Below are 26,188 nucleotides of genomic sequence, written 5' to 3' on the forward strand. Positions count from 1 at the left end.
GGTCAAAAACATTTTACTGTTTTTGACCAAGATTGATTGTTAATCCAGATGAGATATCATATAAGGAGCCCCTTCGGTCTTGATCTTGAGAGGTTCATAAGTATTCTTTTGAGCATTATAGACATAGTAACCGGTACCCTGATCTGAAGCCATCCCGAAAATAACGTCATCACCAGAGATTCCTACGGAAGCAGCCCAACCGGGTGTCCTACCGAATTCCATTCTCTTCACAGTCTTATTGTAAACATCGATTTCAAACGGTTGCATAGATTTGTCTTTGACATAATCAGGCGGATTGCTCGCATAACCCGGTATATTAAGGAAGCCATATACCTTGCCGTTTTTCCAATATACTTTGGTATATATATAAGATGCGTTCTTGCCCGAAGTACCTTCCAATGCAATATTTTTAATAGGGAAATAATAAGATTTATCGAACTCTGTCTGCCCCTTTTGAATTCTCAGAAATCCCTCATTAAGGGCTGGATTATATCCAAACATACCTACACAATATAAATAAATATCCCCTTTTTCATCAATAAAGAAACTTCCTTCAGTAGAATAGGAAGAAGCCATGGTAGCTCTATCATCTTTGATCATCTTGATTGGTTTGTCTTTCTCAGTATCAATAACAGCAACATATGCTCCGGCTTCAGGGTTAAATTTCCCCTTGTCCTGAATAAGCCCCACATATAAGATATTGTCACGAATAATTGCCACTCCGGGCTCAGGGTTTTTATCATTATTAACAACTCCCGTAGAGTAGGATGAGAGGTCGATCTCTCCTGTCTTGGTCATAGTAGAAGGATTGATAATGATGATCTTACCCAAACCTATGCAAGAAACATATGCTTTTGTCTCCGACTTAAACGTAATAAAAGAAGCAAGGGCTCCTGAAGGGAAAGTCATGGTTTCGCCCTCCTGTTTGAGAGTTCCGTTTACGACTGTATACTTATAAAGTCGCTCTGTATTTGACACATAAACCTTACCCTTATAAGCAAAAGAGAAAGCTCCTTTATTGAACACTTGTGAGTTTGCGGTCTGTGTCTGCTTTACATTAAGATCTTTGAATAAGCTTACATACGTATTATCCCCAACATTCACGCTGTGTACAAAATGCATACGCCCACTATCGGGTAATGGTTCCGAATTGTTTTCCTTACATGAGGTACAGAATACGGCTAGCAAAGTAGCCATCATAAATACTGCTTTTTTCATTGTTTAAATTATTTATAAGTTGAACTACAAACTCATTGCTCCTCCTGACGAATCGTCGCTGAACCAATTGAATCTTAATTTGATCTTAAAAGTGCGTCCTTGCAGAGGCTTCTTAAATTCCATGTAATGCTCTTTGTTGAAAATATTTTCCAACTCAACACCCAAGGATATTTTATTATCCCAAAATGATTGTTGGAAACCGGCTGTCATGATATGGCTGGCCGGAATAAGCCATTTTTGTCTTTGGTCGGGAAGATTACTCATCCTCCACGCCCAATCAAACTCATGCACATAAGAGGCATCGAAATAAATACGAGACAATTCCTTATGTCCTAAGAACCCTGAAGTATGATACTCAAGTCCGTAATTGAAATAGAATTGAGGGATATTGGGTACATGTTTATTATATGTAGGATTTTCGATGTTGTTGTTTTGGTTCTGCCATTTCATCTTATCCCGAATATCTTGGTAAGTTGTGTTGAAATATCCATAAATTTTAGGAGTAAAATCCATTTTCAAATCGCAATCAAAGCCTGCGATCTGTGTTTTTCCCAAATTAATGTAAGCCATACGCAAGTCTGCCGGGAAAAGACTTATCATATCACTGATATGCATATAATATAGATTTGCTTCTAATTGCATTCTATATAGACCAAGAAAGTTATTGCGATCTATTATCACCCCTCCATTGATATTATTACTAATCTCCGGTTTTAGATTTGTGGAGGGCTTGATGTTAATACCATCTCCAAAAAGTTCATGAGCTACCGGTAGCCTTACATTATGTGATAATGAAAGCTTGGCCCTAAGCCCTCTGATAAATTCCCAACTAATCCCATTACCAATGCTGTAATAAAAGTCATTGACATGTGTATTTTTCGGAATTATTTTAGTACCCTGCCCATCCTTGGTTATCTTATCAGCCGTATGATAAATTTGGGAATTCATATAAAAAAGATTGAACATCAGGGAGTTTTGGATTCTGCTGTCTTTTGATGAATATTCATAAGCCAAACCTAATGCATTCCCTTTCATCTTGCTGGGAAAAACGCTGGGATCAAAGCCTAAATACTCTGCCATATAGCTGTCTCTGGGCTTATAATTGGAATAAGTAAACTGATTATTTAGATTGATAGTATGCCGGGAATTGATTTTATATTTAAGATTTAATTTATGTCTTGCTTCGAAAGTTCTATCATCAGACATATTAAAGATATTTTCAGGGGTTTCTCCAACGGCATTGATGACTGTACCATCCCATTGGCGTTTGGATGTTGCTGTATCTACAAGATGCGTATTGACAATAGGCAATACGAGAGAAGATTTCAGATCTAAGCCCTTGAGGATAAAATTTTCTTTTTCAAGTTTGAAAGACGGCATTATATTGGATCCATAGGTATGAGCCCATTGAGAATCAAAATCCAACGCCTGTATTCCTTTCTTATTATTGTAGAATTCACACTCTAGCTCTACTTTATCGAACCAAAGTTTTGTAAAAGCCAATCCTAAATGATAGAAAGTGGAAGTATAATAATCATTGTTTCGCCTAACTGTACGATATGCCGAAGGGGGCAAATTCGTCTCATAGATCGGGTATTTCATCTTGTAATTGTTATTGGACCGATTTCTGAAAAAGCCAAGACTAAGTTGTATACCCGGTTTTTCAAATATCTTTCGTCCGCTAACCAATGTTTTTGACGTGCCAAAAGAAGCAAACTCCTGCGTAAAACCTACCAAGTCGCACTCATCCTCACGAGTAACGACATTGATAGCACCTCCTAGCCCGTCGCTTCCGTATTCAGCAGGAACAATGCCTTTATATATCTCAATGTATTTGATAACATCAATGGGAATATCATTGATATCAAACGAACCGTCAGGACTGTTTAAAGGAAAACCATTGATATATACCGCTACGCGCTTCCCTTCCAATCCATGTATAGAAATACGAGAAGAGCTACCCAAACCTCCCGTCTTTCTTACTTTTAGACCTGAAGCTCTGTTCAAGACCTCTTCTATGCCACTTGATCTTCCTCTCAATGCAGCTCCGTCTACCATAGTTACAGCCATAGGCCCCTTGCGTATTCTATTGATTTCAGCTTTTTGAGAAGACCCGCTTACAACGACTTCGTTTAGATCAAAAGAAGAACTCTCCAAAGAAAAGTTTTTTATAATGCTCTGATTGATGGTAATAGATCTTTTTACAGGTTTATAACCCAACAGAGATATCTCTACCTCATAAATCCCTTTTTGGGGAATTCTTATATTATAACTGCCGGTATGATCTGTATTGTCTCCGATATTACACTTTCTAATATATACGGAGGCTCCTGTGATAGGCTGTTTAGTATTTTTGTCTACTACATGTCCCGATAAAATAATTTGAGACCATGACAGTGTAGAAAAACATAGAACTCCGATAAAAAATAAAGCGAATTTTAATCTTTGCATTGTATAAGACATAAGTTTATTAGGAATTGATTATGCAGAAATAATTGAAAATCAATTTTGTGAATATGTGACACACGAGGCGAAAGCACATCTAATTCTTTCCAATCACATAATTTATGATAAGCAGAGAAGAAAGCTTTGAAGAAAGCCTCCTTACGAGAAAAAATATTGATTGGAATTTGAGATTGGTTCCGGATATTTTGAATTTCATTATCTGTACAGAATAGCAAGCATTCTTTCTGAGATAGCTCTATAGATGCATCTTCAATATCCACACCTACTCCAAGATAATCATCCTTATTTGCAACAACTGCAATGGCAATATTTTCTTTATGTGATATTGAACCCACAATATGTGCGGGCCATACGGGCTCACCATATTGCCCTTTCAAAATGCTTTTGTTTTCAATTTTTAATCTTGATAAAGCCAACCGAGCAGCAATACGTCCTAAAATAAATGTTTTGAGTCTTGAAGCTGACCATGAACTTTGCACAATCAGCTTTTCTCCCTCAGCTAAATCGCACATATCAGGGAAAAAATCATCAGCCAAAAGTATTGCCGACAAGCTTGGAGATAAAGGCAAAGAAAAACTATACATTGGCTTTGGTAAATCGGATTACTGTTTGGGCAAGTTCGGCATGGTATTTATTAATAAGCACATGCCCTCCGGGTAGCTCATTAAAATGAATTTCCTGAAAATAATCTTTCCATAATTCTTGATTCTCTCTGATTATGGGTTCTTCTTCACGTCCCACAATTGAGTATAAAGGTGTTTTGAGCTTGGTATTATGAAATTCATATTTTACCATAGCTTTGGTATTTACTCTAAGCTCATGAATGTATTCGAGCCTTTCATCTTCTGATAAAGTCGCTATCACCTCTTCATTGAGTAGTACTGCAGCTGCAGTGTAATCGGAAAGATTATCATCATCACCGGAAAAAAACTGCATCAGATCGTCTCTCAATGTCGGAGGTGTACCTCCAATCATAATGACACCAGACAGAGAAGCCCCTTTCCCTTCCAATATTTTACAAATGTCATAGGCAATATAGCAGCTGTAGGAATAACCTAAGATAAAAAGAGGTACGTTATCTCTCAGCTTCTCAATTTCACTAACCAAAAGTAAAGACACCTCCTCGACTGTGCTTTTAAGATCTCTATCATCGCCATGTCCCGGAAATTGTGCTGAGTATAAGTCAACACCATCAATAAAATTACCCGCAAACACATTGTACATACCGGGTGTTCCGGCAGCGTATGGCAAACAAATCAGGCGGGCGTATGGATTATCAGACTTCTTAATACATACAATGTTTTCAACCTCTTCTTCTGATTTATTCCCTACTAAAAGCTCAATGGTTGGTTTTTCAAAAAGATCTTTGAGTTTGATATCAGTAAAACCAGCCTCTTTGAGCTCTTTGATCAATCGTACAGATCTAATCGAATCTCCACCTACTTCCCAAAAATTATCTTTTATGCTTACTTCAGGCAATCCCAAAACCTTCTTCCAGATATGAGCCATTGTTTCTTCATCATGATTTCTAGGCTCTATCACATTTCTCTTTATCAAGTTTTGCTTTAGGTCTGCGATATGGGGCAAAAGCTTTTTGTCCGTCTTGCCATTGGCTGATATAGGTATCTGCTGCAGTCTCATCATAGCAGAAGGAAGCATGAAATGAGGTATTTGGGCTTGTATTATCTGCATGATATATTTATCTTCTAAATCTATTCCTGTGGAAGAAACATAAAATGCCACCACTACAGGTTGCTTATTTATATCATATTGAACATCAGCACAAGCTTCCGTAATTTCAGGTACACTCAGCATAGAGTTTTCAATCTCTCCCAATTCTATTCTATAGCCCTTTACATTTACTTGAAAATCTTTTCTCCCCACAAAAACAATATCTCCGGTCACAGTCATCTTCACCAAGTCCCCAGTGTTGTATACGATATCATTGTTATCTCCCGTGAGAGGATTGGGGATAAAAACCGATTTGGTTTTCTCTTCCTTATTTAGATAACCGCATGCAACGCCCGCCCCTCCAATATATAATATACCGGGGACATCGGGCAAGGTACATTTGAGATCATCATTGAGAACATAGACCTGAGTATTGTATATTGGTTTGCCGATGGGTACAGTGGTTAAATGACATTTCCCGTCATTTTCGATGGGAATAGGGAAAAATGTAGAAGCTACTGTAGTTTCCGTAGGTCCGTATTCATTGATAAATCGATGTTGCGGATAATACTCAAGCCATCTGTTTATATCAGGGACATTGATGATCTCAGCTCCTAGCATCACAGTCATAACGGGAGACAAAGAGACCGGCCTTTCCAAGAAGCCCATTGTATTGACAAGCATAGAAAAATGCGAGGGTGTTACATTCAAAAAGTTGATACGCTTATCGTCAATAAAATGCAACAGGACCTCAATATCCTTAGTATCGTTATCAGACAAAATATGTAATGAAGCCCCGGAGATAAAAGGAAGCCAATTAGATGTTACAGTCATATCAAAAGAATATGATGTAATCAAGGCAAAACGTTTTTCACAATTGACCTCAAAAGCTTCTTTTTCATAATTCAAGAAATTAGAAACGTTGCAATGCCTCAACATCGTTCCTTTGGGTTGTCCCGTAGACCCCGAAGTGTATATCATGTAAATGAGATCTTCAGGAACTCCTTTTCTATCAACATCGTCTGTGGAGCACAACTCAATGTCCTTGTATGTGTATTTTACGTATAAGTCGGGCAATGTAACATTTTCTTGTTCGAGCAAGATGCAAGATTTAATTTTCGATGTTGCCGACTTATTTATATTTTCGACGTGAATCCCTTGAGTAATCAAGATCTCAGCACCACAGTCGTCTATCATATATTTAATCCTATCAGAAGGGTACGAAGGGTCAATAGGAACATATGCCCCACCCGCAATCATAATTGCTAACTGTGCTATAGGTAAATCAATAGTCCTATTCAATAATAATACCACCTTAGCATTACTATCGACGCCCAATCCTCGCAGAAAACGAGCCATCTGATTGGCCTTACCCCAGAATTGTTTATAAGTCAAAGAAGTTTCTCCGAAGGAAACAGCTTCTCTATGGGGATATAATTTTACAATATCATGGATCTGTTCATGGATGCATCTGTAAGGATAAGCATGATGGGTTTTATTAACACATTCCAGCAAATCTTTGTATGAATTCGAAAGAATATCAGCGCATGATCGATCAGCTAAAGCCTGACAATTATCTTCAGCAACCAACTGGTTTAAGATCGAAGTAAGCTGATCCGAAAGTTGATTGATAAATTCAGAGTCAAACAACTCTCTGACATAATTCCAATCGAAACACCATTTCTCCTCCCAAGTATACATCACAAGATCTATGTAAGTTCCCGGAGCACCTGTTTGGACATAAGGGGCATTAATAATAAAGTTCTCCGAAGAACGGCTAATGCCAGAAGGAAGCATATTGATAGAGTTACTGAAAATAATGGCGCTGAGAGAACTTTGTTTCAGTCCTTCCTGCTCGGCAATCCTTCTCGAAAGATCGATAGATGAAATAGGATACTCAAGCATGACACGAGCAAAGGTTTCTATCTTACGAGCTATAGCTATAATAGATTCTTGAGGAGATGTTTGGATGCGTACAGGGAATATATCCAGAAAACTACCTAAGATGTTTCTTGCTCCGGGTAAATGTTGCTCACGGTTGAAAACAGGCATATTGATAATAAGGTCATTCTGTCCCGACCACAAATTCATCAACTTAAAATAACATGCCATCAATAATGAATTCAGGCAGATTCCTTCAGTATTATGCGCTATATCCAAAACCTTAATCATCAATTGAGGAGAAAGTTCGGTATGCAAAGTATTGAAATGCACATCACCTATCAATGATGGCTTCTGCTTCATGGGAAGCGAGATTTTTTCCGGCAAATTTTTAAATATCTTCAAGGCGAAATCCATGGCATTTTGATAACGCTTTGTTTGCCTTCTGAATCTCTCCACAAATACATATTCCGAGAAGTTGAGACCTTTTTCCGGTACACTCTTAGGCTTCTCACCTTTCAAAAACAGATCGTATACAGAGGATAGCTCCTGAATAAACTGAAAGAAACTAAACCCATCTATAATTTGATGATCGAGATGAATTATCAATTCATATTCATCTTCTCTTGTTTTATATACTTCACAATAAAAAAGAGGATATTTTTTTAGATCAAAACGATAATCATGAGTAGATACATCCTTGGCTTTGAAGAAATATTCCTGTTGCAATTTGCTCATAGAGCTTATATCTTCATATCGGGTCTTAAAAGCAGGGTAATTCGGTAAGGTTATCATTTCAGGATTATCGGATTCTTCCCAAAGCACAGAATGTAATAAAGGATGACAAGAAATAAGGTAATTCAATGTTTCGTCCAAAACGGGTACGTCAAATCTCCCTGATATATGGGCTCTACAAATTATGTAACAACTAAGCCCCGTAGGTTCATTACGAATAAAACTTTTACTGTGATAAAATAGAGTCTCCTGAAAATCCATCAAAGGAAAAGATTGCCCCTGATCGCTGTAATAACGCATCTTGATTGTACCTGCGATGTCTCTTACAGTGCTTTTGTCCTGAATATCATCCAATGCTATACGGTCAAAGACTTCTGTAATTTTCAACATCACTTTATGGACTGTAGCAAAAGATGTAGCTTTGGAAATAAATGATTCTGTATAATTCAAATCCTCAAACGGAATACAAAGTTCCTCACAGATAAACTCTCGTACCAACATTTCATATTCATTTGCAGGAGATTGTATATCTGTGGTAAATAATTTCTCAAAATATTCTATTTGTGAACCTAACAAAGGATATTTATAAAAAAAGCTATTTTCAAGCTTTATGTCTAGTCTCTCTTCTATTGCAGACACCGCAACAACGCTTCTGATAGAGTCACCCCCAAGAGCAAAAAAGTTGTCTGTTAATTTTATTTCGGAAGAGATTTCCAACGCTTTATTCCATATCCCCTGTAATAAGTTCTTATAGTCCATATTTTGGTTTTTATTTTTTTGTGCAATAATAAAATCAGTATATTTCCCTTGCTCAAAATACTGTGCCATGGCTCTACGCATTATTTTGGAGCTTGAGGTTTTGGGAATATCTCCCTTTTTGATATTCATGGTTACTTCTGGCATAAAGCCGACTTTTTGTAAAAGAAAGTCATTGCAATCATCTGCCAAATGTGCCAATTGTACATCAGATAGGTTGGTAGACGAAATAAGGAAATGAAGCACAATCTCACGCTTTTCCTCTTGAGAATAAAAGGATGTAAAAACAGATTTTTCTATATGAGAAGAAAATCTATCAAGAATACATGACTCCAGATCGAAGGGGTGATAATTTTGCCCATTGACAATGATAACTTCCTTCTTTCGCCCCACGATATACAAGATATTATCAGAGTCTAAAAAACCTAGATCTCCCGTACTGAGCCATCCATCATGCAAAACTTCCGCAGTAGCAACATCATTGTTATAGTACCCTTTCATCACGCAATCACCTCTTACTTGTATTTCACCTAATACCATGGGTGCCTGCTCAATCGTACCACCATCCGTAATGCGCATTTCCAATCCCGGTAGAATTTGGCCTGCGCTCACAAATTCGCAAAAAGACTCTCGCCCAGATGCCAATCGGATTATATCTTTATAAAATAGATCACGGTTGATTCGGATTGTTTTATCTCCTTGTCCCGGTGTAGTTGTAGATATAATCAATGTAGTCTCGGCCATACCATACCCAGGTCGAAAGGCAGCTCTATCAAGTCCTAACCTGAATAGTGGGTCCAAACCTGCATACAAATTAGAGGGCACCATTTCGGCCCCTATAGAAAGGGTTTTTACTGTGGATAAGTCGTAGTCATAATCAATACCATCATGCCTACTCATCTTACTTATCAATATTTCTAATCCGGAGGGAGTAGTACCTCCACAAATAGTAACCTTGTAATCAGTTATCTTACGTAAATAAATGAGTGGATCTCGTAAATAAGTAAATGGTTCTATTTTGATTTCCGTAATACAATTATATACGGACAAGAGATGATTGCCAAACAAACCGTAATCATGATAATAAGGCATCCAATGAATAAGGATATCATCAGAAATAATATTGTCCGCCATAGTTTTCATCCTTAGGTTTGTAATAATATTTTTACTGCTAAGCATTACCCCTTTGGGACAGCCGGTACTACCGGAAGAGAACTGTACCACAACCAATTCATCCTCCTCCGTATCGTTGGGATATAAGGGTAGAAAATCATTCTGAATTTCAGCTTGGTTAATAACCTCTCCGGCATAGAAGGCATCCTTATTATGATTCTGGTATTCCTGAACCAATTCTCTATCACTAGATATAAGAATGGCAGAGTCCAAAAACCGAAAGGCATTCTTTAACCTCTCACAAGCAATACCTTTTTTATCTTTCTGCAGCACCGAAGGCATTAGTACAGGTACGCAACGAGCCATTACACTAGCCCAAAAAAGTAAAATGAAATCTGCAGACGTGTCTACGGAAACTATTATCTTGGATTTTGGCTTAATATTTAAATCTCGCACTAATACATGTGCTATTTTACAGCTCTTAAAATATAATTCTTTGTATGAAAGGAAAAGATCTTGTTTACCATGATTGACTACTATAAGACCTTTTTCCGGAGTGTTTATTGCTGCTTCGTGTAATAAATTAATTAGCATTCAGGTTTTGTTTTTAACAAATTTCCTGATTGTTGCCTTAATACACAATACCAATGAATATGTATTTAAAACAGACGAGATCTATTAATCAGTAAAATATAAAAACGTATAAATCAATACATAATACCAGCCAAAACTTGCGATAAAAGAACACCAAAGCAAACCCGTTCTTTTATAAAGGACAGAAAACACTGTTCTCTGTACCTACATATTATTAATGGAAATATGCATTTTAAATGAGATAAAACAGTTCTGGGGAAGAAATACTCCTATGCAGACATGATAATGGCATTGGGGATCAATAATAACCATTAATCTTTTTGCTCCCAACTTGTATCCCATATTTTTCTAACTAGGTTTTAATATTTTTCTAACTAAGCTCCGATATTTTCTTAACTAGCAATTTCAAAATCCCTAGTTAGAAAATTATTAAAACCTAACTAGAAAAATAATGAAGGGTAACTAAGAAAATAAGGCAGAATACAAACACTCAAATAAATTTCAATTACCCTTGAATTAATAATAAAACTGAATCCATCTGGTATAGCAATATAATCATAGTAAAAGAGTCTCATTCCCGGATAATCAATAAAAAACCGGCATATCCCGTATGGGAATGCCGGTTATTTGAGGTTAATATCTTTTACTATACCATATTCTAATTAGCATTCGCTATCCCGATGCTTTTAAGTTTGGTATTTCCTTTCATGTAGTATATTTCAGCTACTTTGATATGTGCCTCTATGCTAACGCCACGTCCGTTGGATCCGATAACAAAGTGAGGATCTTCCGATTTAACTAATGTTACCAAATCGGCAATAGAGCGTTCCTGATAGAACTCCCCGTAATCTTTGTCTTTTGCCGGATGATCATTATCATATAAATGAGTGTAGAATTTCAAACGAGTACGTACAAATTCTTCAAATGACATATCTTTGGGCTTAGTAATAGTGATAACGGTATTAGGCTCTTTGAGCGAAACAAGTTGTCCTTTGTTTAGGTTGATATAATTGTCTCTTTTGTGATTGAAAAACTCTGCTGTAACGCCACCGACAGAAGCCCATCCTTTTCCATAAACTTCAAATTGTCCGGTTTCTGTTAGGCCGCTTCCATTGGCTTTCAAAGCATCCATATTTACAACAATACCAATCTTATCAAATTCCGGGACAAAATCTCTGCGAGTTACAGAGTATTCGGTAGAGGCAACTACACGTGCCAAGGAATTGTCTGAAGCATAACGCATAGAGAAGCTGATGGGAGTAATCTCTTGCATGGGCACTTTGGCAGTCATGAATTTCAAGAAGCCTTTCCAGCCATTTGTAAGTGGTTCATTATGGATACTGGCACTTCCTCCGATAACGGTAACATTGATTTTACTATCCTCCAAAACTTTCTTGTATTTTTGGTCCAATTCCCCCTTAGCATCCATAACTTTTACAGCAACATTGAGAGCTGTGCGCACTTCAGCCAAAGAGTGCTTAGTATCGATACTCATAAAGATCATGCGACCATAATTGATATTGCTCACATAAGCCGGCTTATAAGTATTGATATATTGAGTATCCACTTTTGAGAAAATTGTAGGAGATTTGGGCACATCCATCGTCACAGAATATTGCTTCTGAATAAATTTGGCTAGGATGTGATTTTCTGATTTATTAAAATCAAAACCCAAACTACCGGCAACATCTACCATCTTATGTTTGAAGCTAGCACCAATTTTGAGCAAGGCTTCTTCTTTAGACTCTACAGACTCTAAGCTATGCATAGCAGTTACCGCACCTTCTTTGTAATTGAGACGTGCCCATTCATTGAATTGCTGACGATAATCACTCATGCGTATGTTGCGCACAGTTTTGGTCACAGATTCAGGCTTTTCTTTAGGGTCAAGGACTTTACTGATTGAGAAAGTAACATCCCCCACTTCACAATCACTCACGGCAGCATATGTACCATCAGCAATAGTGCTTCCTTTGATCACACAGCCGGGGTACAAAATGTCTACTGTAGGGTCAAGTAAAATAGTCTCATCAAACATTTGAGATAGTTTGTAGTCTCTCTTGGTAGTAACCCAAAAACCGGGAATGCCATTTACATTGGCATTTTCACGTTTCACGACTACAGGTTCCGAAACGGGAGCAGGCTTATTGCCATTAGGTAATGAGCCTTCATTAACGCTTCTTAGGCCCGGAGGGTTTTGCAATCCATTAAGATAATCTTTGATGTGCAATGCATTGGTAATGATTCGGTTGTTGTTTTTGTCTCCGGAATTACCGGGCCCCCTATCTGCGCTACAACTACCCAAACTAAATGATAAAACAGCAAGGGATAAAAAAGAGATTAAATTCCTTTTCATAGAAATTAAAGGTTTTAATGGTTAATATACTTTTAGCCTAAGAAGGCTGGATAAATACAGGTTTATCAACAAATATATAATAATCTTGACGAAATGGCAAATGCCATTTCATCAAGATTATTCCTTTTCGGTCAAAAAACAACCGCTTTTACACAAAACCTCGTAATCTTAGTACAAATCTCAACGATATAGCTACATCCCAAAAAGATTATTTGCACAGGTGATTTTCCAACTATAAATCAATTATATGTAAAATTTACAATTGAGTACCCATTACATGATGAATAATGAGTTTTCCTGTGATAAAACCATCAGATGACACCGTTACAGTTATTTCTTTATACTGATTCTCTTCCGAGGGATTCACAGGGAAATGAATCGGAATTTTCAGAAAATCTTCAGAGGGATCCACATTGAATATCTTTTCCTTATTCAATGCAATAAACTGAGAATACGAAGGAGCCTCAAATGTAACTTTTATACTAGAAGGTCTATCTTTCAGAGATTTCCACTTGAGTATAGCATCCACTGTATGATTCATAAACACCTCATTTCTTGTGTAATAATAAAATGAGCCGTCAGATGCTTGCTGTTTTTGACTACCATAAAATATGAATTCATTAAGAGATTGTGTAAAAGGGATAATTTGTTCCAAACCTCCAACTCTTACTGCTGCATAAAAAGTTCTTGATCCACGAGGGAGTGTTTTGAGGGAAGCAATATCTCCAAACGAAGCATATACAGCAAATTTATTTTCTCCTGACACATATGATATGGCAGAAAATAATTCTACCTTAGTAAGCCATCCCGGAAAACCGACATCTTGAATAGGCTTTATATCAATATCATTGATGCTTTTGATAGGATAATTTGTAGTACCTGTAACTACCAACTTATTATTTACATCAAGATATGCCGTATCAGCCTGTGTCAATAATAACCGATATGTACCATTTGTGCTGACACTATTATACTCTTCGGAAACCGTGACCTGTACTTCAAGGGGATTGAAGATATTGGCCCCTTTACTTTTTAAAGCCTCTTCAAGCGTGTCAAAACCTTTTCCTAAAACCGATAAAATATTGAAGGCATAATGGTAGTTGCGCAGATTGGATATATAAGCATTCGTAACAGGAGATATCAAATCTATTCTATAATAATAGCTTTTAGCAGTTGGTATGGAATATGGATATTTGGCCTTAATAATCAGACAAGGTCTTTGTGAATTATCATTAATTGTATTTCCATTGTATGTTTCGAAGAAATACAACGGAGAAGCTTCTTTGGATACATAAGGAAGCGAAGGTGATAACGAAGAGATAGATGCATCCGACGGAATATTCTGTTCAGTAACAGGGCTTCCGATCTCCAATGGAACATTTATATTTTTAGGTGCAACTAATCCCGAAGAAGCGATATTATACAAGCCGATAGACTCTATAAAAAAGTATTTCCTGGCACTCTCGGTAATATCCACTGTGAGTTTGGATACACATCTAAGAAGCCGCACTTGATTAACAGCCATATCAGCAACAATACCTGAAGGTGTCAAAAATAATCCCCACATGGGAAAAGGGGCAGAGATACTACCATTCGAAACAGATTTTTTTAGTGTCTTAATATCAGACTCCGAGTTTACACTTGCCAAATTAGCGATGGTGCTAGCATTGGCTATAAAATGGACTTTTCTTACAGACGGATTTGCCTCAAAAGGTATCTTCACCTGATAAACCGCACCACCTTCAGGGATATTAGACTTGAAATGAATATTATCAGATCCGGAAACATCTATCTTCTTGATCAAGGCTCCATTTTCGCCAAATAGAAAAAGAGTGATATCCTGTATACTATTGTCATGAGCTTGTGCTCTCATATGATCAGCTCTCTGCCCGGGTACAATAATATCTATGGAAATAGTGGTATCGGGAACTTTGGGTTCACGAAAATCACTATGGGTACAGGAAGCAAACAATAGCACAAAGCCTAATATCCCAATATATTTGAGTTTCATACTTAACCTTTCCATAAGTTTTGATAATAATTTTCACTTCCTAAATAATCTCTTACACATCGGACAATACGGACTGAATCTTTAAAAGAAGATTTTTCACTCGGAACCTGTGCATTATTGACAAATTGAAATTGTTGAATGTCTACAACACCCATTCTACCATAATAGTCTTTATAAGAATCAATAGTACGTGACCAATACGTATAACCCTCATGAAAGTTTTTATAAGGGTTAGGTTTTGTGTTGAGATAATCTGACTTATTTCGATAATGCCCCCAAGCTTGATAAATCATCTTGAGTTCTAATATCGTGGGCATTCTCCATCCGTATCCCAAATTCTCACAAGACGAAGATGACAATGCTACAGATACTTTAGCTGGTTCGGAACTTTCGTCAACTTGACGTCCTGCAACCTGCTCCCATGCCCCGGAATAATCATTAGCGTATATTTCTATTCGAGGATAAAGGCGGGGATAAGGATCACTCGGAGTCGGAATAGGTGTTTTGTCGAATACCCCCATATTGTTTCTCGCATTATTATAAAGCTCGTGTCCCGGCCATACCATGATTACATTGGGATTGTCAGGCAAAAGTTCTATAAGAGGTATTTGCCTCACTTTGACTCTTTTGGTTATAGCTCCAGCCTTTATTTTGAAATATACGTCTCTACGAGCAGAAAATTCAGGAAATTGATCTCCTTTGAGTTTAAGTAGTCCATTGCTTATTTTTTCTATTTTCAACATAGATTTATAAGGCTCTTCCACCTCAAAAGAAATCATCTCATCCGGAATATTACTGCTATACTTATAATAATAAGGAGGATTGCGCTGATCCTTAAGTTTCTGAGCTTCTTCGGGAGATAATGTAGGGTAATTTCCAATATCTGTGCGACAATACATAATCACAGTATTTTCAGCATTCAGATAAATATTACCGAGATGTACATCAACGCCCCGATTGGTCCAGGGTAATACTATCAATTGGGATTCAGGAGCCTCCGGCAAAGCTTTAACCAATATATTGTAGTTTAAAGACTGATTTCTCAGAATGGAAAATTCTGAGGGTTTGGCTTCGCCCACTGAAACTTGATAGGACATATTCTTCGAATCATCTCCTAATTTACCAATCGTAATGTTCATAAATATCCGATTTTCCCCATCATATATATACTCTGGAACATAAAAGAATATAGGATTTACACCACTCACAGTCTCTACTGTGGGATTATCCTGTGGCCCACTTAAGATATACTTATACGGGAGATAACTATGTAAAGTTACTCTCTCCACCTCAAAAGTAAGCCCCCAATCTTCTTCATCATACGGATTGGTTATTGGCACAAGGCTATAATCCAACGGAAACCTTGCAATCTGTATTTTTTTCACTACAATGTTGCTTTTACGAGCGGCAGGTGATTGTGCCAACTCAATACTTATTTTAGCCGAGTTCCTAACCAACTCCATAACTTTTCCATTGGTACAACTTTCCAATGGCTGAGGATTTCTAATAGTCCCCCCCTTTGAAATAACAACATTTCTAACAAGAGTCAATCCCGATGCATCTGTTTTTGAAGACATCAAAAAGCCTCGTTCTTTAGATGGTATCTTGGGATTCTCATATTGAGCGCGTTCTTCGAAAAGTACCATTTTAAGCTCCGGCATTGTTGTCAAATCAGACTCATGTGATACTCGGCTCAAAGCCTCACTTAAAGTTGTAATTCCGGATGATTCAAATGCCCCTTTTTTACATCGGGGAGCACTAATCTCATTTGCAATCACATAGAAATTATATACCCCTGTTCTAAGCAAGATCGATTCACTTTTTTTGTCCAAACCATCAGGGAAATATATTCTTTCATTTATATGAACTCGGCCTGTTTTACTGTCAAAAGCCAAAAGCCGCACTTCATTCACCCTATCCTCAAAAAGGATATTGTCTTCATTGGCACCTCTCAGAGAAACTGTGATATAAGTATCTCCTTCCGCATCTACAATATTTGCGTCATCAATACCCTGACATGAATTTATCCAAAACACACCAAAGAGCAATAATACATACGATAAGATATCTTTTCTCTTCATAATATCACTCTTATAATCAATTATAACTAAATTTCAGCATCAATCTTATAACTATGGACATGCCATCCATTAATATATATCTGAGCAATGATATACTTGCCATTGACATCAGCTGCCGTAAGTACTAAGTCAAAATCATGTACACAATCCAGATTTATATTAGTTATATGATTTTTCAAGAGAATAATCCCCACTAAATCATGATTGAAAATTTCTAACCCGGTCTTTTTATTTGTAATAATAATACGACTGTTATGACCCGTCTGTAATTTCAATATCCCCAGCTTAGTTACAGACATGCCATTTTGAACGTTTGCCTGCTTGGGATACAGCATGGGTAAATTTTCCTTGATAAGTGTACCATCCAGAGCATAAGATGTATTATCAGAAAGGACTGCGATTTCATAATCTTCGGGATTTATTACCCCTTCCAATCTTATATTTATCCTATTGGTAAGCTCTTTTAAGTTGATTGAGACCTTATTTTCCATAAAAGAAGGATCATCTTTCAACACATTGAATGATTTACTTTCCCCAACAAACATATTCAAACTGATCAATCGCTCAAAAGCAGTGATGGTTCTGTTTAATTTTATATACAGATCCTTCTTAGTAGTCTTGCCCGGAACACAATCAGTAATTAAAAATATATTTGAAACACCTGCCCACGCGACTAACGAGTACTTACCCTCCTTGACACTGATAGGAAAAGAAAATGAAGGGGAAAGTGTAATATTGTTGAGGTTATAAGAACTGACCAAAATATCATCTTTATCAAAAACAAAAAGCTTGATATCCCTTATTTGCTCAGGATAGGTAGGTTCGGATTGACATATAGTTTGGGACATAAAAGATACGTCTATCTCTTGCAAACAACGATCCGTATCATCGTACAACCAAGAATCGCAACTCTGGAATCCACATGCCATGATGAAGAAAGCCAGAAAAAGTATCTTTTTTTTCATAAAACTTACTTTTAAGTATTGCGCCCAAAAGGCGCAGTCTTTTTATATTGCCAATCAATAGCCATTACCCACTTCAACTTTATAGAAATGAACATCCCAAGGCACAGTTGTTATAGTGACAGAAAGGTACGTTTTGGAGCTCAACAAAGGATCTTCAGGATCTATAGGATTAATGGGTTCGTCAGGCATTTTAGGATCTTCCGGATTTAATGGATTATAGGATAATCCAACTTCTTTAAAGCCTGTTACCTCTACATGATATATATTACTCCTCACAACGGGTGATATTGTTGGATTGGTGATATTGTCAGGATTCAACCACAAAACATATTTCATAATTCCTTTCTTAAAAGTTGAGACCTTTTGTCCGGGTATCGCCACTTTTGCGTCCTCCAATGTTTTATAGAATTTACGGTCGGATATCCCCATGTACAAATCGTCTCCGGGATTATAAGCTTTCCCATTTTCGAGTTTATTACCAACCGGAGCAAATGTTGCCTGTAACTCAATGTAAGGGGTATTTCCTTTTCTATATTCAGCATCAGGATGAGTGACAGGGAAGAGGAATTTACCATGATTGAGTGATCCTATAGTTTCGGGTGTTGGAGATACAAGTGTTGTAGTTGTTGCTATTAGGTTATTTAATTGTGAATAGTCATAGTAGATTTTCCCCTTATTAAGCCAGTCTCCATTAGTAGGTACATATCCGTAACCGGGAGATTGTAGATCTGTACGTCTCAGCATATACACCTTTTTGTTTCCCTGACCCACGGTGTATTGTACTTTAGATATCGTTACATAAGGAACCCCACTCTTATCAATTTGAGCAGATTGAGGAGATGTCACAATAGCTCTCGCAACAATTCTCTCCGCATTCACTTTGAACATATTAGGATTATCCGGTTTAAGGGCTTCAGCCTCGGTAACATTGTCTCGAACCAGTATCTTCACCTCATTAGTATTGGTCATCATAATCTCATCTTTGCCTGTAGACGTGTCATACTTCGCAACATCATTCAAAGTAAACTCATGCTCAACCTCGGAATATTCCTTTTCAAAGCCTTCCAACCCGGCAGCCTTTAATTTGTTAATGAAAGATGTTGTTGCATTAATAAGTACATACGCCTTGATCTCCTTACCAGCTTGTGCCTTCAGCGCAATATTAGGCTCTAAGACTCCTTGAGAATTAATATTCTTAAAAGCCGACTTATCAAAAGTCTGTGCATTCATGTAGTCTTTTCCAACAAGAAAAACTGTAACATTATTAATAACGTCTCGTCCATTCCATGTTCCCGCATTATTGTAATCAGATGAAGTAGCTTTCAATGAAGTATTTTTAGGAAACTTGATTGACATTCCCACATAAGTATTCCCAGTTTGTTCAGGTTGGGGTTGTACATTATTGTCTCGTCCACATGAAAAAAAGCTTAACGCAATAATACCTAACGTAAGCATACATTTTGCCTTCATAATTTAAGGATTTTAATTGTGAATTAAGACGACTCCCTCCCCTCTCAAGCCATAGTGATAGCCTAAAAAGAAAAGGATACTGTGATAGTATTATTCAGAAGTAAAGAATATATAACATAGAACAGCAGAAGCACTGTTGCTATTTATTATAGGAAGAGGGCATCAATCATCTAGATCAATGAAGGGGGTCTCAGTCTTTTATGTTATTAATCAGTGTCTAAAAACTCTCTTAATGTAATAACAGATACAAGTATAAAAAAGTTGAGGCGCAACATAAAAAAATATGTTGCGCCTCAATAATTATGTTAAATGAAATATTATCTTACTTCATAATCTTTTGGATAGTACTTTCTATATCCTTCATAGGTATATTACCCATCGTTTGGATAGGAGTACCTTTTACCGGAATAAATAACACCATAGGAATGCTATTTGCACCAAACATTTGTGCCAATGCCGGCTCTTTATCTACATTAATCTTGTAAACGATGAGCTTACCTGCATATTTCTTGGCTACCTCTTCTAATTTTGGAGAAAGGGAGCGACAAGGTCCACACCAATCAGCATAGAAATCCAAAATTGCAGGCACATTGCCTTTATACACAAATTCAGTTGCATTAGCTTCATAATCGAAGATATGCTCTTTCATGTATGCAGCATCAATATGGATAATTTTTCCTTCATCTGCCTTAGCCATCACTTTTTCAGCTTTTGGATTTTCTGTATCTGTTTTTGACGAACATGCTTGTAATACAGGATAGAAAGAGCCCAAAATAGTCAGGGCTATGAGGGAAACTTTTAATTTCTTCTTAAGCATTTTAAATTTATTTAAAGTGATTATATTATAAAACGAAAAATATACACTATTTGTTTTTCGTCATCAATATTTTTATTTCTTAAGCCAATGCACATACTCTTGCGCATTATCTGCAAGAGACAAGAGAGCCTGGGGATTATAGGTATCATAGAATGCATGGAAGCCTATGTATTTTGAGCGGAGAAAAGCTGCGATACCATCAAAAACAAACAAATAATGTTCCAATGTATGCAACTGAGTACCCTGAGTACTGAAAGCAGAAGAAGGGCTACCGCAAGATACAGCTGCACCGATCTCTTTCCCTTCCATTTTATCGCCACCTTCACCATAAGCCCAACCCAAAGTAAACACTTCGTCCATATACTTCTTGAGCATATAAGGTGCCGCATACCAATACAGGGGGTACTGGAAGATTATTCTATCATACTGCTCCAACAATTGATGTTCAGCCTCTATATCGATCTTCTCATCAGGGTAAACATCGCAAAGGTTTCGGCTAGCTATCCCCGCTTTATCCAGTTCTTCTTTCCATCTTTTATTAATTACCGAAGTAGATAAGTCAGGGTGAGTAATAATTACTAAAGTTTTCATAATTTTATGTGATCAATTTGAGGTCTCTATAATAAATTTCGACTCGAAAGTTATAAATTAATCCTCAATCATCAATTATTGAATATTCATTCCATCTATGAGCAATCGAGTAATAGCCATTATCCCGGCACGGTACGCCTCATCCAGATTTCCGGGCAAGCCCCTTGCCGATATGCTGGGTAAACCGATGATTCGGAGAGTAGTCGAGCAGGCAAAAAAAGTAGTGCACCGAGTGGTAGTTGCTACTGATGATCAGAGAATATATGATACGGTTAGTAATTTTGGGGGAGAAGTAGTGATGACCTCGCCCAATCACAGGTCTGGGACCGACAGATGTGCAGAGGCCTACCAAATTATGAACAAAGGTGAGGAGATAGTACTAAACCTTCAGGGAGACGAACCGTTCATACATCTACAACAAATCAGTGACCTGGTAGCAGCTTTCGACACGGCAGAAGTACAGATAGCCACACTGGCCGAAGCTTATTGCCCTGATGTTCCCGACATGACATTACAAAATCCCAACCAAGTCAAAGTTGTAATGGACATACGGAACAACGCCCTATATTTCAGCAGGTCGGTGATCCCTCATTTCAGAGATTGCACAGCCAATATGGCTTCTTTGCATACTTACTATAAGCATATCGGACTATATGCATTCAGGAGTGATGTATTGAAAGAGATCACCAGCTTACCTCGCGGAATACTGGAGCAGGCCGAAAGCCTGGAACAACTAAGATGGCTCGAAAACGGCTATAAGATACGTATCATCAAGACATCAGAATCAACCATAGGAATTGATACTCCGGAAGACTTGGAGCGTGCTGTTGCCCTGCTCAAAACCCTTGATTTACAAAAGTGATTGATCCTATTACCAAACAAAGAATAATAGACGCTGCCAACATTGTCGATGTAGTAAGTGACTTCGTAAGCTTGCGCAAAAAAGGTGTAAGCTACGTGGGCCTATGTCCTTTTCATAGCGACAGGAGCCCCTCATTCTATGTATCACCGTCAAAAAACATATGCAAATGTTTCTCTTGTGGCGAAGGTGGATCTCCCCTTCATTTTATTATGAAACACGAGCAACTGTCATACACGGAAGCACTCAAATATCTGGCAAAAAAGTATAATATTGAAGTCCAGGAACGAGAAGAAACAGATGAGGAGAAAAGAGAAGCCAATGAACGTGAGAGCCTTTTTATCGTCAATGAATTTGCCAAGGACTATTTTCATAAAACACTTCTCGATACCGAAGACGGTCGCCTCATAGGATTGTCTTATTTTACAGAAAGAGGTATCAGACCCGATACAATAGAAAAATTTAATCTCGGATACTGTACGGATAGCAGACATGCTTTTAGCGATCAGGCTCTGAAATCAGGATTTTCCACCAAAGCGTTGGTAGACTCGGGACTTGCCTATCCTAATGAGCAGAATAAGCTTATCGACAGATTTCGCGGCCGTGTAATATTTCCCGTACAAACCATAAGCGGGAAATTTGTAGCTTTTGGCGGGCGAATACTTTCTAAAAAGGACAAAGTAGCCAAATACGTCAATTCACCTGAAAGTCTTATATACTCCAAAAGCAAGGAACTGTACGGATTGTTTCAGGCAAAGAAAGCAATCTCCAAAGAAGAAAAATGTTTTCTGGTAGAGGGGTACACTGACGTGATCTCGATGCATCAATCAGGTATCGAGAATGTGGTATCGTCCTCCGGCACCGCTCTCACAGTACAACAGATAAGGCTTATCAGAAGGTTCTCGGAAAACGTCACCGTCCTCTACGATGGCGATGCTGCGGGTATCAAAGCGGCTCTTAGGGGCATAGACCTTTTGTTGGAAGAAGGTCTTCATATCAAAGTAGTACTCCTGCCCGACGGTGAAGACCCTGATAGCTACGCACGTAGCCATAGTGCCACAGAGTTCAAGCAATTTATCAAAGATAGTGAAGTAGACTTCATCACTTTCAAAACACAGCTATTGCTCAAGGATGTGGAAAATGATCCACTGGCACGTGCCCAGCTTATCAACGACGTCATCAAGAGCATCTCTCTTATCCCTGAACCCATAGAACGCGCTGTGTATATACAAAATACCAGCCAGCAACTCAACATGGATGAGCAGCTGATATTCAATGAAGTAAAACGTCTGAGGATACAGAGAGGAATGGCATCTCATCCTCAACCCGCCCCTGCACCTACTATCGCGACCTCACTACACACAGAAAACAATGCCGCCACGCCGGATAAACAAGAAATCATAGAAGCGCTTGTGGACGAAGGGCCCTACAGGAATGAGCTGGAGTTGATAAGGATGATCATCAAATACGGTGATGAAGACATCCTTGTAAAAGATAATGAAGACTCTCTCGAATACCCCATCAGACTAGCTGCCTTTGTAAAAAGAGAGCTCGACTCTGACGATATCGAGATCGGTAGTACCATCTTTACTCAGATACTCAATGAAGCGGTGGAGCTCATAGGCAATGAAGATATCAAACTCGACTCTTACTTTGTAAATCATCACAATGAGAAGATCCGATCCGTAGCTTCAGATTTGATTTCGGACAAATATCTACTGAGCAAGGTACACAAACATGCCGGCATAGCAGTGGAAAATGAATTGGAAGTGATGTTGAGAACTCGCTACCAGAGAGCCGTACGTGAGATATATGCCATCAAGAATGCTTACATTATCAAATGTATAGACGAAGTGCGTAAGGAAATCATGGAAGCTCAACAATCCCGAAATAATGATCTTATCATAGAGCTTATGCAGGAGTTGGTAGAACTCAACTCCATGAAGGCCGCCTTTGCACAGGCTTTGGGAGATCGTACCATTATATGACAAGTTCATATAGAAGTAATTTGCTAAAATCCCTTTTTTAGACTAATTTTGCCGAGCTATTGTTAGAACCCTGTCCTAACTCTAACGTTGTTGGTTGAGTGAATATTAAATACAAACATAAAATATATCAAAAGAATGACTGTATCCATTGAACATAAAAATGATGTAACGGCTCTTATCACCGTTGCTGTTCAAAAAGCAGACTATGAAGCTGAAGTGGAAAAAACACTTCGTAATTACCGCCAGCGTGCTGACATACCCGGATTCCGCAAAGGTAATGTACCTATGGGTATGATCAAGAAAAAGTATGGGGTAGGCATTAAGATAGAAGAGATCAATAAGGCAGTAGGCAAAGCTCTATACGACTATATCAACGAAAACAAGTTGGCCGTACTGGGTGAGCCCATGCCTCATGAAGATGGTCAGAAGGAATATGACTTCAACAAGGACGAAGACTTCGAATTTAAGTTTGATGTAGCTATCGCACCCAAAGCAGAGATAGCTCTCGGCAAAGAAGACAAAGTGCCTTATTTCAACATTGAGCCTACAGAGGAAATGGTTTCTTCTCAAATAGAATCTATGCTAAACAGCTACGGCAAGTCTGAAGAAGCTGATACTGTAGAAGAAAATGACATCGTAAAGGGTATACTTACAGAACTCGAAAACGGTGAAATCAAAGACGGCGGTATCCAGAAAGAGGATGCTATGTTACTACCCAAATATATCAAAGCAGAAGAGGAAAAAGCACTGTTTATCGGAGCTAAGAAAAACAGCGTGATTACCTTCAACCCCTTTGTAGCATATGATGGTAACGAGTATGAACTAAGCTCTTTCTTGGGCATAGACAGAAAGCAAGTAGCCAACTATAAAGACAAAGAATTTACTTTTGAGATCACATCGATATCTCGCCACACACCTGCTGACATTGATGAGGAGTTCTTCAAGTTGGCTTTCGGTGAACAAAGCGAAGTAAGAGACGAAGCCGGATTGCGTGCCAAAATAACCGAAGGCTTCCAAGAGCAATTCAATAATGAGAGTGACTACAAATTCCTACTTGATCTTCGTCAGATAATGATGGAAAAAGCAGGTAAACTGGAATTCCCAGACGAATTGCTCAAACGCTGGCTTAAGGTGAGCAACCCTGAGCGTACTCAGGAGCAGCTTGATGAGGAATATCCTAAAATGATAGAAGATCTTACTTACCACATGCTCAAGGATAAACTCGTTGAGAAAAACAACATTGAAGTAAGTGAAGAAGAAGTTAAGAACTTCGCTATCATCGTTGCTAAAAGCCAATTTGCCCAGTACGGTATGAGCTCTGTTCCTGATGAAGTATTGGCCAACTATGCCAAATCTCTTTTGGAAAAAGAAGATAGCCGTCGCAACTTTACCAACCGTGTTGTAGAGAACAAACTTGCAGCTGTAATAAAAGGACAAGTAACACTTGATGAAAAGACGGTATCACCTGACGAATTCTCAAAAATGATTCAGGAACAAGAACAAGCTTAGTATTTCTCAACTAAAGATATCTTTTTGATGAGCGGAGTGTTGAAGAACAAAAACTTCAACACTCCGCTCTCTTTTTTCCCGGAAAATATATAATAACCAATGACGCTATTGTTACAACCAACCCAGACTATTCGCTCCCATACCCCCCTCCTTCACCATAATAACCGGTTGATAAAAGAACTTATACATCCATAACCCGATACTTCCATACCGCTAGATCACTAAACATAAAGAGCACACCCCTTATGAGACTGTTCCAAAAGTCAACAGTCTCGTGGATTTTGGAGGCAAAGCCGACAAAAGACTCTTTGACCGGGCAGAGAAGGTAAAGTGCAAGGCGCTAAGAGTGAGTGCACAGGGAGTTTACTTCAGGTAAATGACCAAGCGCGAATCTCGCAAGCAACGAAGCAATTGGCCTGCTATGCAACGGTCTCCTTATACATTTTTTAACAATCCCCTATTGACAAGGCGGCGGGATGGATCGTATATTTGTAATGCAACTGCGCATTATATTTTCATCACAAAAGTTTATTAATTATTCAACCTTTATAGTTTACATATTATGCTCTTTACACATACAAAAATCAATGATTACGCATACCATAATGTAGGATATAGCTACCTCATTTCCTCCTACGGGAATAGCAATAAATCTCCCCTGTTCGATTACAAGTATAAGCTCATGCTCCACTCCAGCATCAAGTACAATGTATATTGCCATGAAATAGAAATGTCTTGATGGAGGTTTTATTTACTTAGCTTTTGTAAGGCAAAAACACAATGTAGATATCTAAGCAAGAATGAAATATCACCTATCTTAATCTCAATAAAGGTTTGTTATGATCACCACCCCGCATTGATCACAGGTGCCACATCCTATTTGATATACATCATCTACACTTTGCACAAAAACGAATGGCTCCGGAAGCGACTTTGCTTTCTGAGCCATTCGTTTTTTACCTGATATCTATAAATTATAGCTCTCTATTTTAGTTAAAACACGATGCTATTTTAGTTAAGATAACGTGAGTTCGATATAAGGGATAATAGGAATAATAGAGTTTAGAAAGTGTTGTAAATCAGTGTAATTTCTTATGTATTTCATTG

General features: G+C 38.0%; 16 protein-coding genes. 4 read left to right on the forward strand and 12 right to left on the reverse strand.

The window, feature by feature from the left end:
* Positions 1–39 precede the first annotated feature (39 nt).
* The 11 genes from VYJ22_RS08610 to VYJ22_RS08660 all read right to left on the reverse strand — a co-directional run bounded on the left by VYJ22_RS08610 (position 40) and on the right by VYJ22_RS08660 (position 20,725).
* The gene (locus VYJ22_RS08610) at positions 40–1,218 is read right to left on the reverse strand and encodes a YncE family protein (protein WP_329903570.1); all 1,179 of its coding nucleotides are present in this window, start codon (positions 1,216–1,218) and stop codon (positions 40–42) included.
* A 24-nt stretch (positions 1,219–1,242) separates the two neighbouring features.
* Positions 1,243–3,669 (reverse strand): TonB-dependent receptor, encoded by a 2,427-nt coding sequence (locus VYJ22_RS08615; RefSeq protein WP_329903571.1) that lies wholly within the window; start codon positions 3,667–3,669, stop codon positions 1,243–1,245.
* The gene (locus VYJ22_RS08620) at positions 3,657–4,268 is read right to left on the reverse strand and encodes a 4'-phosphopantetheinyl transferase family protein (protein ID WP_329903572.1); all 612 of its coding nucleotides are present in this window, start codon (positions 4,266–4,268) and stop codon (positions 3,657–3,659) included. Before VYJ22_RS08620 ends, VYJ22_RS08615 begins: the two co-directional genes overlap by 13 nt.
* Positions 4,261–10,434, reverse strand: coding sequence for a non-ribosomal peptide synthetase (locus VYJ22_RS08625; RefSeq protein ID WP_329903573.1), 6,174 nt, complete (start codon positions 10,432–10,434; stop codon positions 4,261–4,263). Before VYJ22_RS08625 ends, VYJ22_RS08620 begins: the two co-directional genes overlap by 8 nt.
* Before the next feature lie 658 nt (positions 10,435–11,092).
* Complete coding sequence (locus VYJ22_RS08630; RefSeq protein ID WP_329903574.1) at positions 11,093–12,790, reverse strand: thiol-activated cytolysin family protein; 1,698 nt, start codon at positions 12,788–12,790, stop codon at positions 11,093–11,095.
* Positions 12,791–13,046: 256 nt separating this feature from the next.
* Positions 13,047–14,816 (reverse strand): fimbrial protein, encoded by a 1,770-nt coding sequence (locus VYJ22_RS08635; RefSeq protein WP_329903576.1) that lies wholly within the window; start codon positions 14,814–14,816, stop codon positions 13,047–13,049.
* Positions 14,804–16,882, reverse strand: a complete 2,079-nt coding sequence (locus tag VYJ22_RS08640) for a hypothetical protein (protein ID WP_329903577.1) — start codon at positions 16,880–16,882, stop codon at positions 14,804–14,806. The genes VYJ22_RS08635 and VYJ22_RS08640 overlap by 13 nt, the downstream gene beginning before the upstream one ends.
* Before the next feature lie 26 nt (positions 16,883–16,908).
* Positions 16,909–17,847 (reverse strand): FimB/Mfa2 family fimbrial subunit, encoded by a 939-nt coding sequence (locus tag VYJ22_RS08645; RefSeq protein ID WP_329903578.1) that lies wholly within the window; start codon positions 17,845–17,847, stop codon positions 16,909–16,911.
* 54 nt (positions 17,848–17,901) lie between these two features.
* Complete coding sequence (locus VYJ22_RS08650; RefSeq protein WP_329903580.1) at positions 17,902–19,317, reverse strand: Mfa1 family fimbria major subunit; 1,416 nt, start codon at positions 19,315–19,317, stop codon at positions 17,902–17,904.
* A 322-nt stretch (positions 19,318–19,639) separates the two neighbouring features.
* Complete coding sequence (locus VYJ22_RS08655; protein ID WP_329903582.1) at positions 19,640–20,134, reverse strand: thioredoxin family protein; 495 nt, start codon at positions 20,132–20,134, stop codon at positions 19,640–19,642.
* A gap of 72 nt (positions 20,135–20,206) precedes the next feature.
* Positions 20,207–20,725, reverse strand: a complete 519-nt coding sequence (locus VYJ22_RS08660; RefSeq protein WP_329903584.1) for an NAD(P)H-dependent oxidoreductase — start codon at positions 20,723–20,725, stop codon at positions 20,207–20,209.
* Positions 20,726–20,822: 97 nt separating this feature from the next.
* Here VYJ22_RS08660 and kdsB point away from each other — a divergent pair, with 97 nt between their 5' ends.
* The 4 genes from kdsB to VYJ22_RS08680 all read left to right on the forward strand — a co-directional run bounded on the left by kdsB (position 20,823) and on the right by VYJ22_RS08680 (position 25,616).
* Entirely contained in the window at positions 20,823–21,587 is a 765-nt protein-coding gene (gene kdsB, locus VYJ22_RS08665; RefSeq protein WP_329903585.1) for a 3-deoxy-manno-octulosonate cytidylyltransferase, read from the forward strand.
* A complete protein-coding gene (gene dnaG, locus VYJ22_RS08670) occupies positions 21,584–23,572 on the forward strand; it encodes a DNA primase (protein WP_329903586.1) in 1,989 nt (662 codons plus the stop codon). The genes kdsB and dnaG overlap by 4 nt, the downstream gene beginning before the upstream one ends.
* A gap of 135 nt (positions 23,573–23,707) precedes the next feature.
* Positions 23,708–25,081, forward strand: coding sequence for a trigger factor (tig, locus tag VYJ22_RS08675; protein ID WP_329903587.1), 1,374 nt, complete (start codon positions 23,708–23,710; stop codon positions 25,079–25,081).
* A gap of 376 nt (positions 25,082–25,457) precedes the next feature.
* Positions 25,458–25,616, forward strand: a complete 159-nt coding sequence (locus VYJ22_RS08680) for a hypothetical protein (RefSeq protein WP_329903589.1) — start codon at positions 25,458–25,460, stop codon at positions 25,614–25,616.
* An 18-nt stretch (positions 25,617–25,634) separates the two neighbouring features.
* On the opposite strand, the gene VYJ22_RS08685 is transcribed toward VYJ22_RS08680, so the two are convergent.
* Complete coding sequence (locus tag VYJ22_RS08685; RefSeq protein ID WP_329903591.1) at positions 25,635–25,802, reverse strand: hypothetical protein; 168 nt, start codon at positions 25,800–25,802, stop codon at positions 25,635–25,637.
* Positions 25,803–26,188: the final 386 nt, after the last annotated feature.

It is taken from the genome of Porphyromonas pogonae, assembly GCF_036320655.1.
Lineage (GTDB): Bacteria > Bacteroidota > Bacteroidia > Bacteroidales > Porphyromonadaceae > Porphyromonas > Porphyromonas pogonae.

Coding starts and splice junctions, on each gene's coding strand:
- tig (WP_329903587.1), top strand. CDS start 23,708: ATGACTGTATCCATTGAACATAAAAATGATGTAACGGCTCTTATCACC.
- VYJ22_RS08620 (WP_329903572.1), bottom strand. CDS start 4,268: ATGTATAGTTTTTCTTTGCCTTTATCTCCAAGCTTGTCGGCAATACTT.
- VYJ22_RS08680 (WP_329903589.1), top strand. CDS start 25,458: ATGACCAAGCGCGAATCTCGCAAGCAACGAAGCAATTGGCCTGCTATG.
- VYJ22_RS08650 (WP_329903580.1), bottom strand. CDS start 19,317: ATGAAGGCAAAATGTATGCTTACGTTAGGTATTATTGCGTTAAGCTTT.
- VYJ22_RS08645 (WP_329903578.1), bottom strand. CDS start 17,847: ATGAAAAAAAAGATACTTTTTCTGGCTTTCTTCATCATGGCATGTGGA.
- VYJ22_RS08635 (WP_329903576.1), bottom strand. CDS start 14,816: ATGGAAAGGTTAAGTATGAAACTCAAATATATTGGGATATTAGGCTTT.
- VYJ22_RS08685 (WP_329903591.1), bottom strand. CDS start 25,802: ATGGCAATATACATTGTACTTGATGCTGGAGTGGAGCATGAGCTTATA.
- VYJ22_RS08630 (WP_329903574.1), bottom strand. CDS start 12,790: ATGAAAAGGAATTTAATCTCTTTTTTATCCCTTGCTGTTTTATCATTT.
- VYJ22_RS08655 (WP_329903582.1), bottom strand. CDS start 20,134: ATGCTTAAGAAGAAATTAAAAGTTTCCCTCATAGCCCTGACTATTTTG.
- kdsB (WP_329903585.1), top strand. CDS start 20,823: ATGAGCAATCGAGTAATAGCCATTATCCCGGCACGGTACGCCTCATCC.
- VYJ22_RS08640 (WP_329903577.1), bottom strand. CDS start 16,882: ATGAAGAGAAAAGATATCTTATCGTATGTATTATTGCTCTTTGGTGTG.
- VYJ22_RS08660 (WP_329903584.1), bottom strand. CDS start 20,725: ATGAAAACTTTAGTAATTATTACTCACCCTGACTTATCTACTTCGGTA.
- VYJ22_RS08625 (WP_329903573.1), bottom strand. CDS start 10,434: ATGCTAATTAATTTATTACACGAAGCAGCAATAAACACTCCGGAAAAA.
- VYJ22_RS08610 (WP_329903570.1), bottom strand. CDS start 1,218: ATGAAAAAAGCAGTATTTATGATGGCTACTTTGCTAGCCGTATTCTGT.
- VYJ22_RS08615 (WP_329903571.1), bottom strand. CDS start 3,669: ATGCAAAGATTAAAATTCGCTTTATTTTTTATCGGAGTTCTATGTTTT.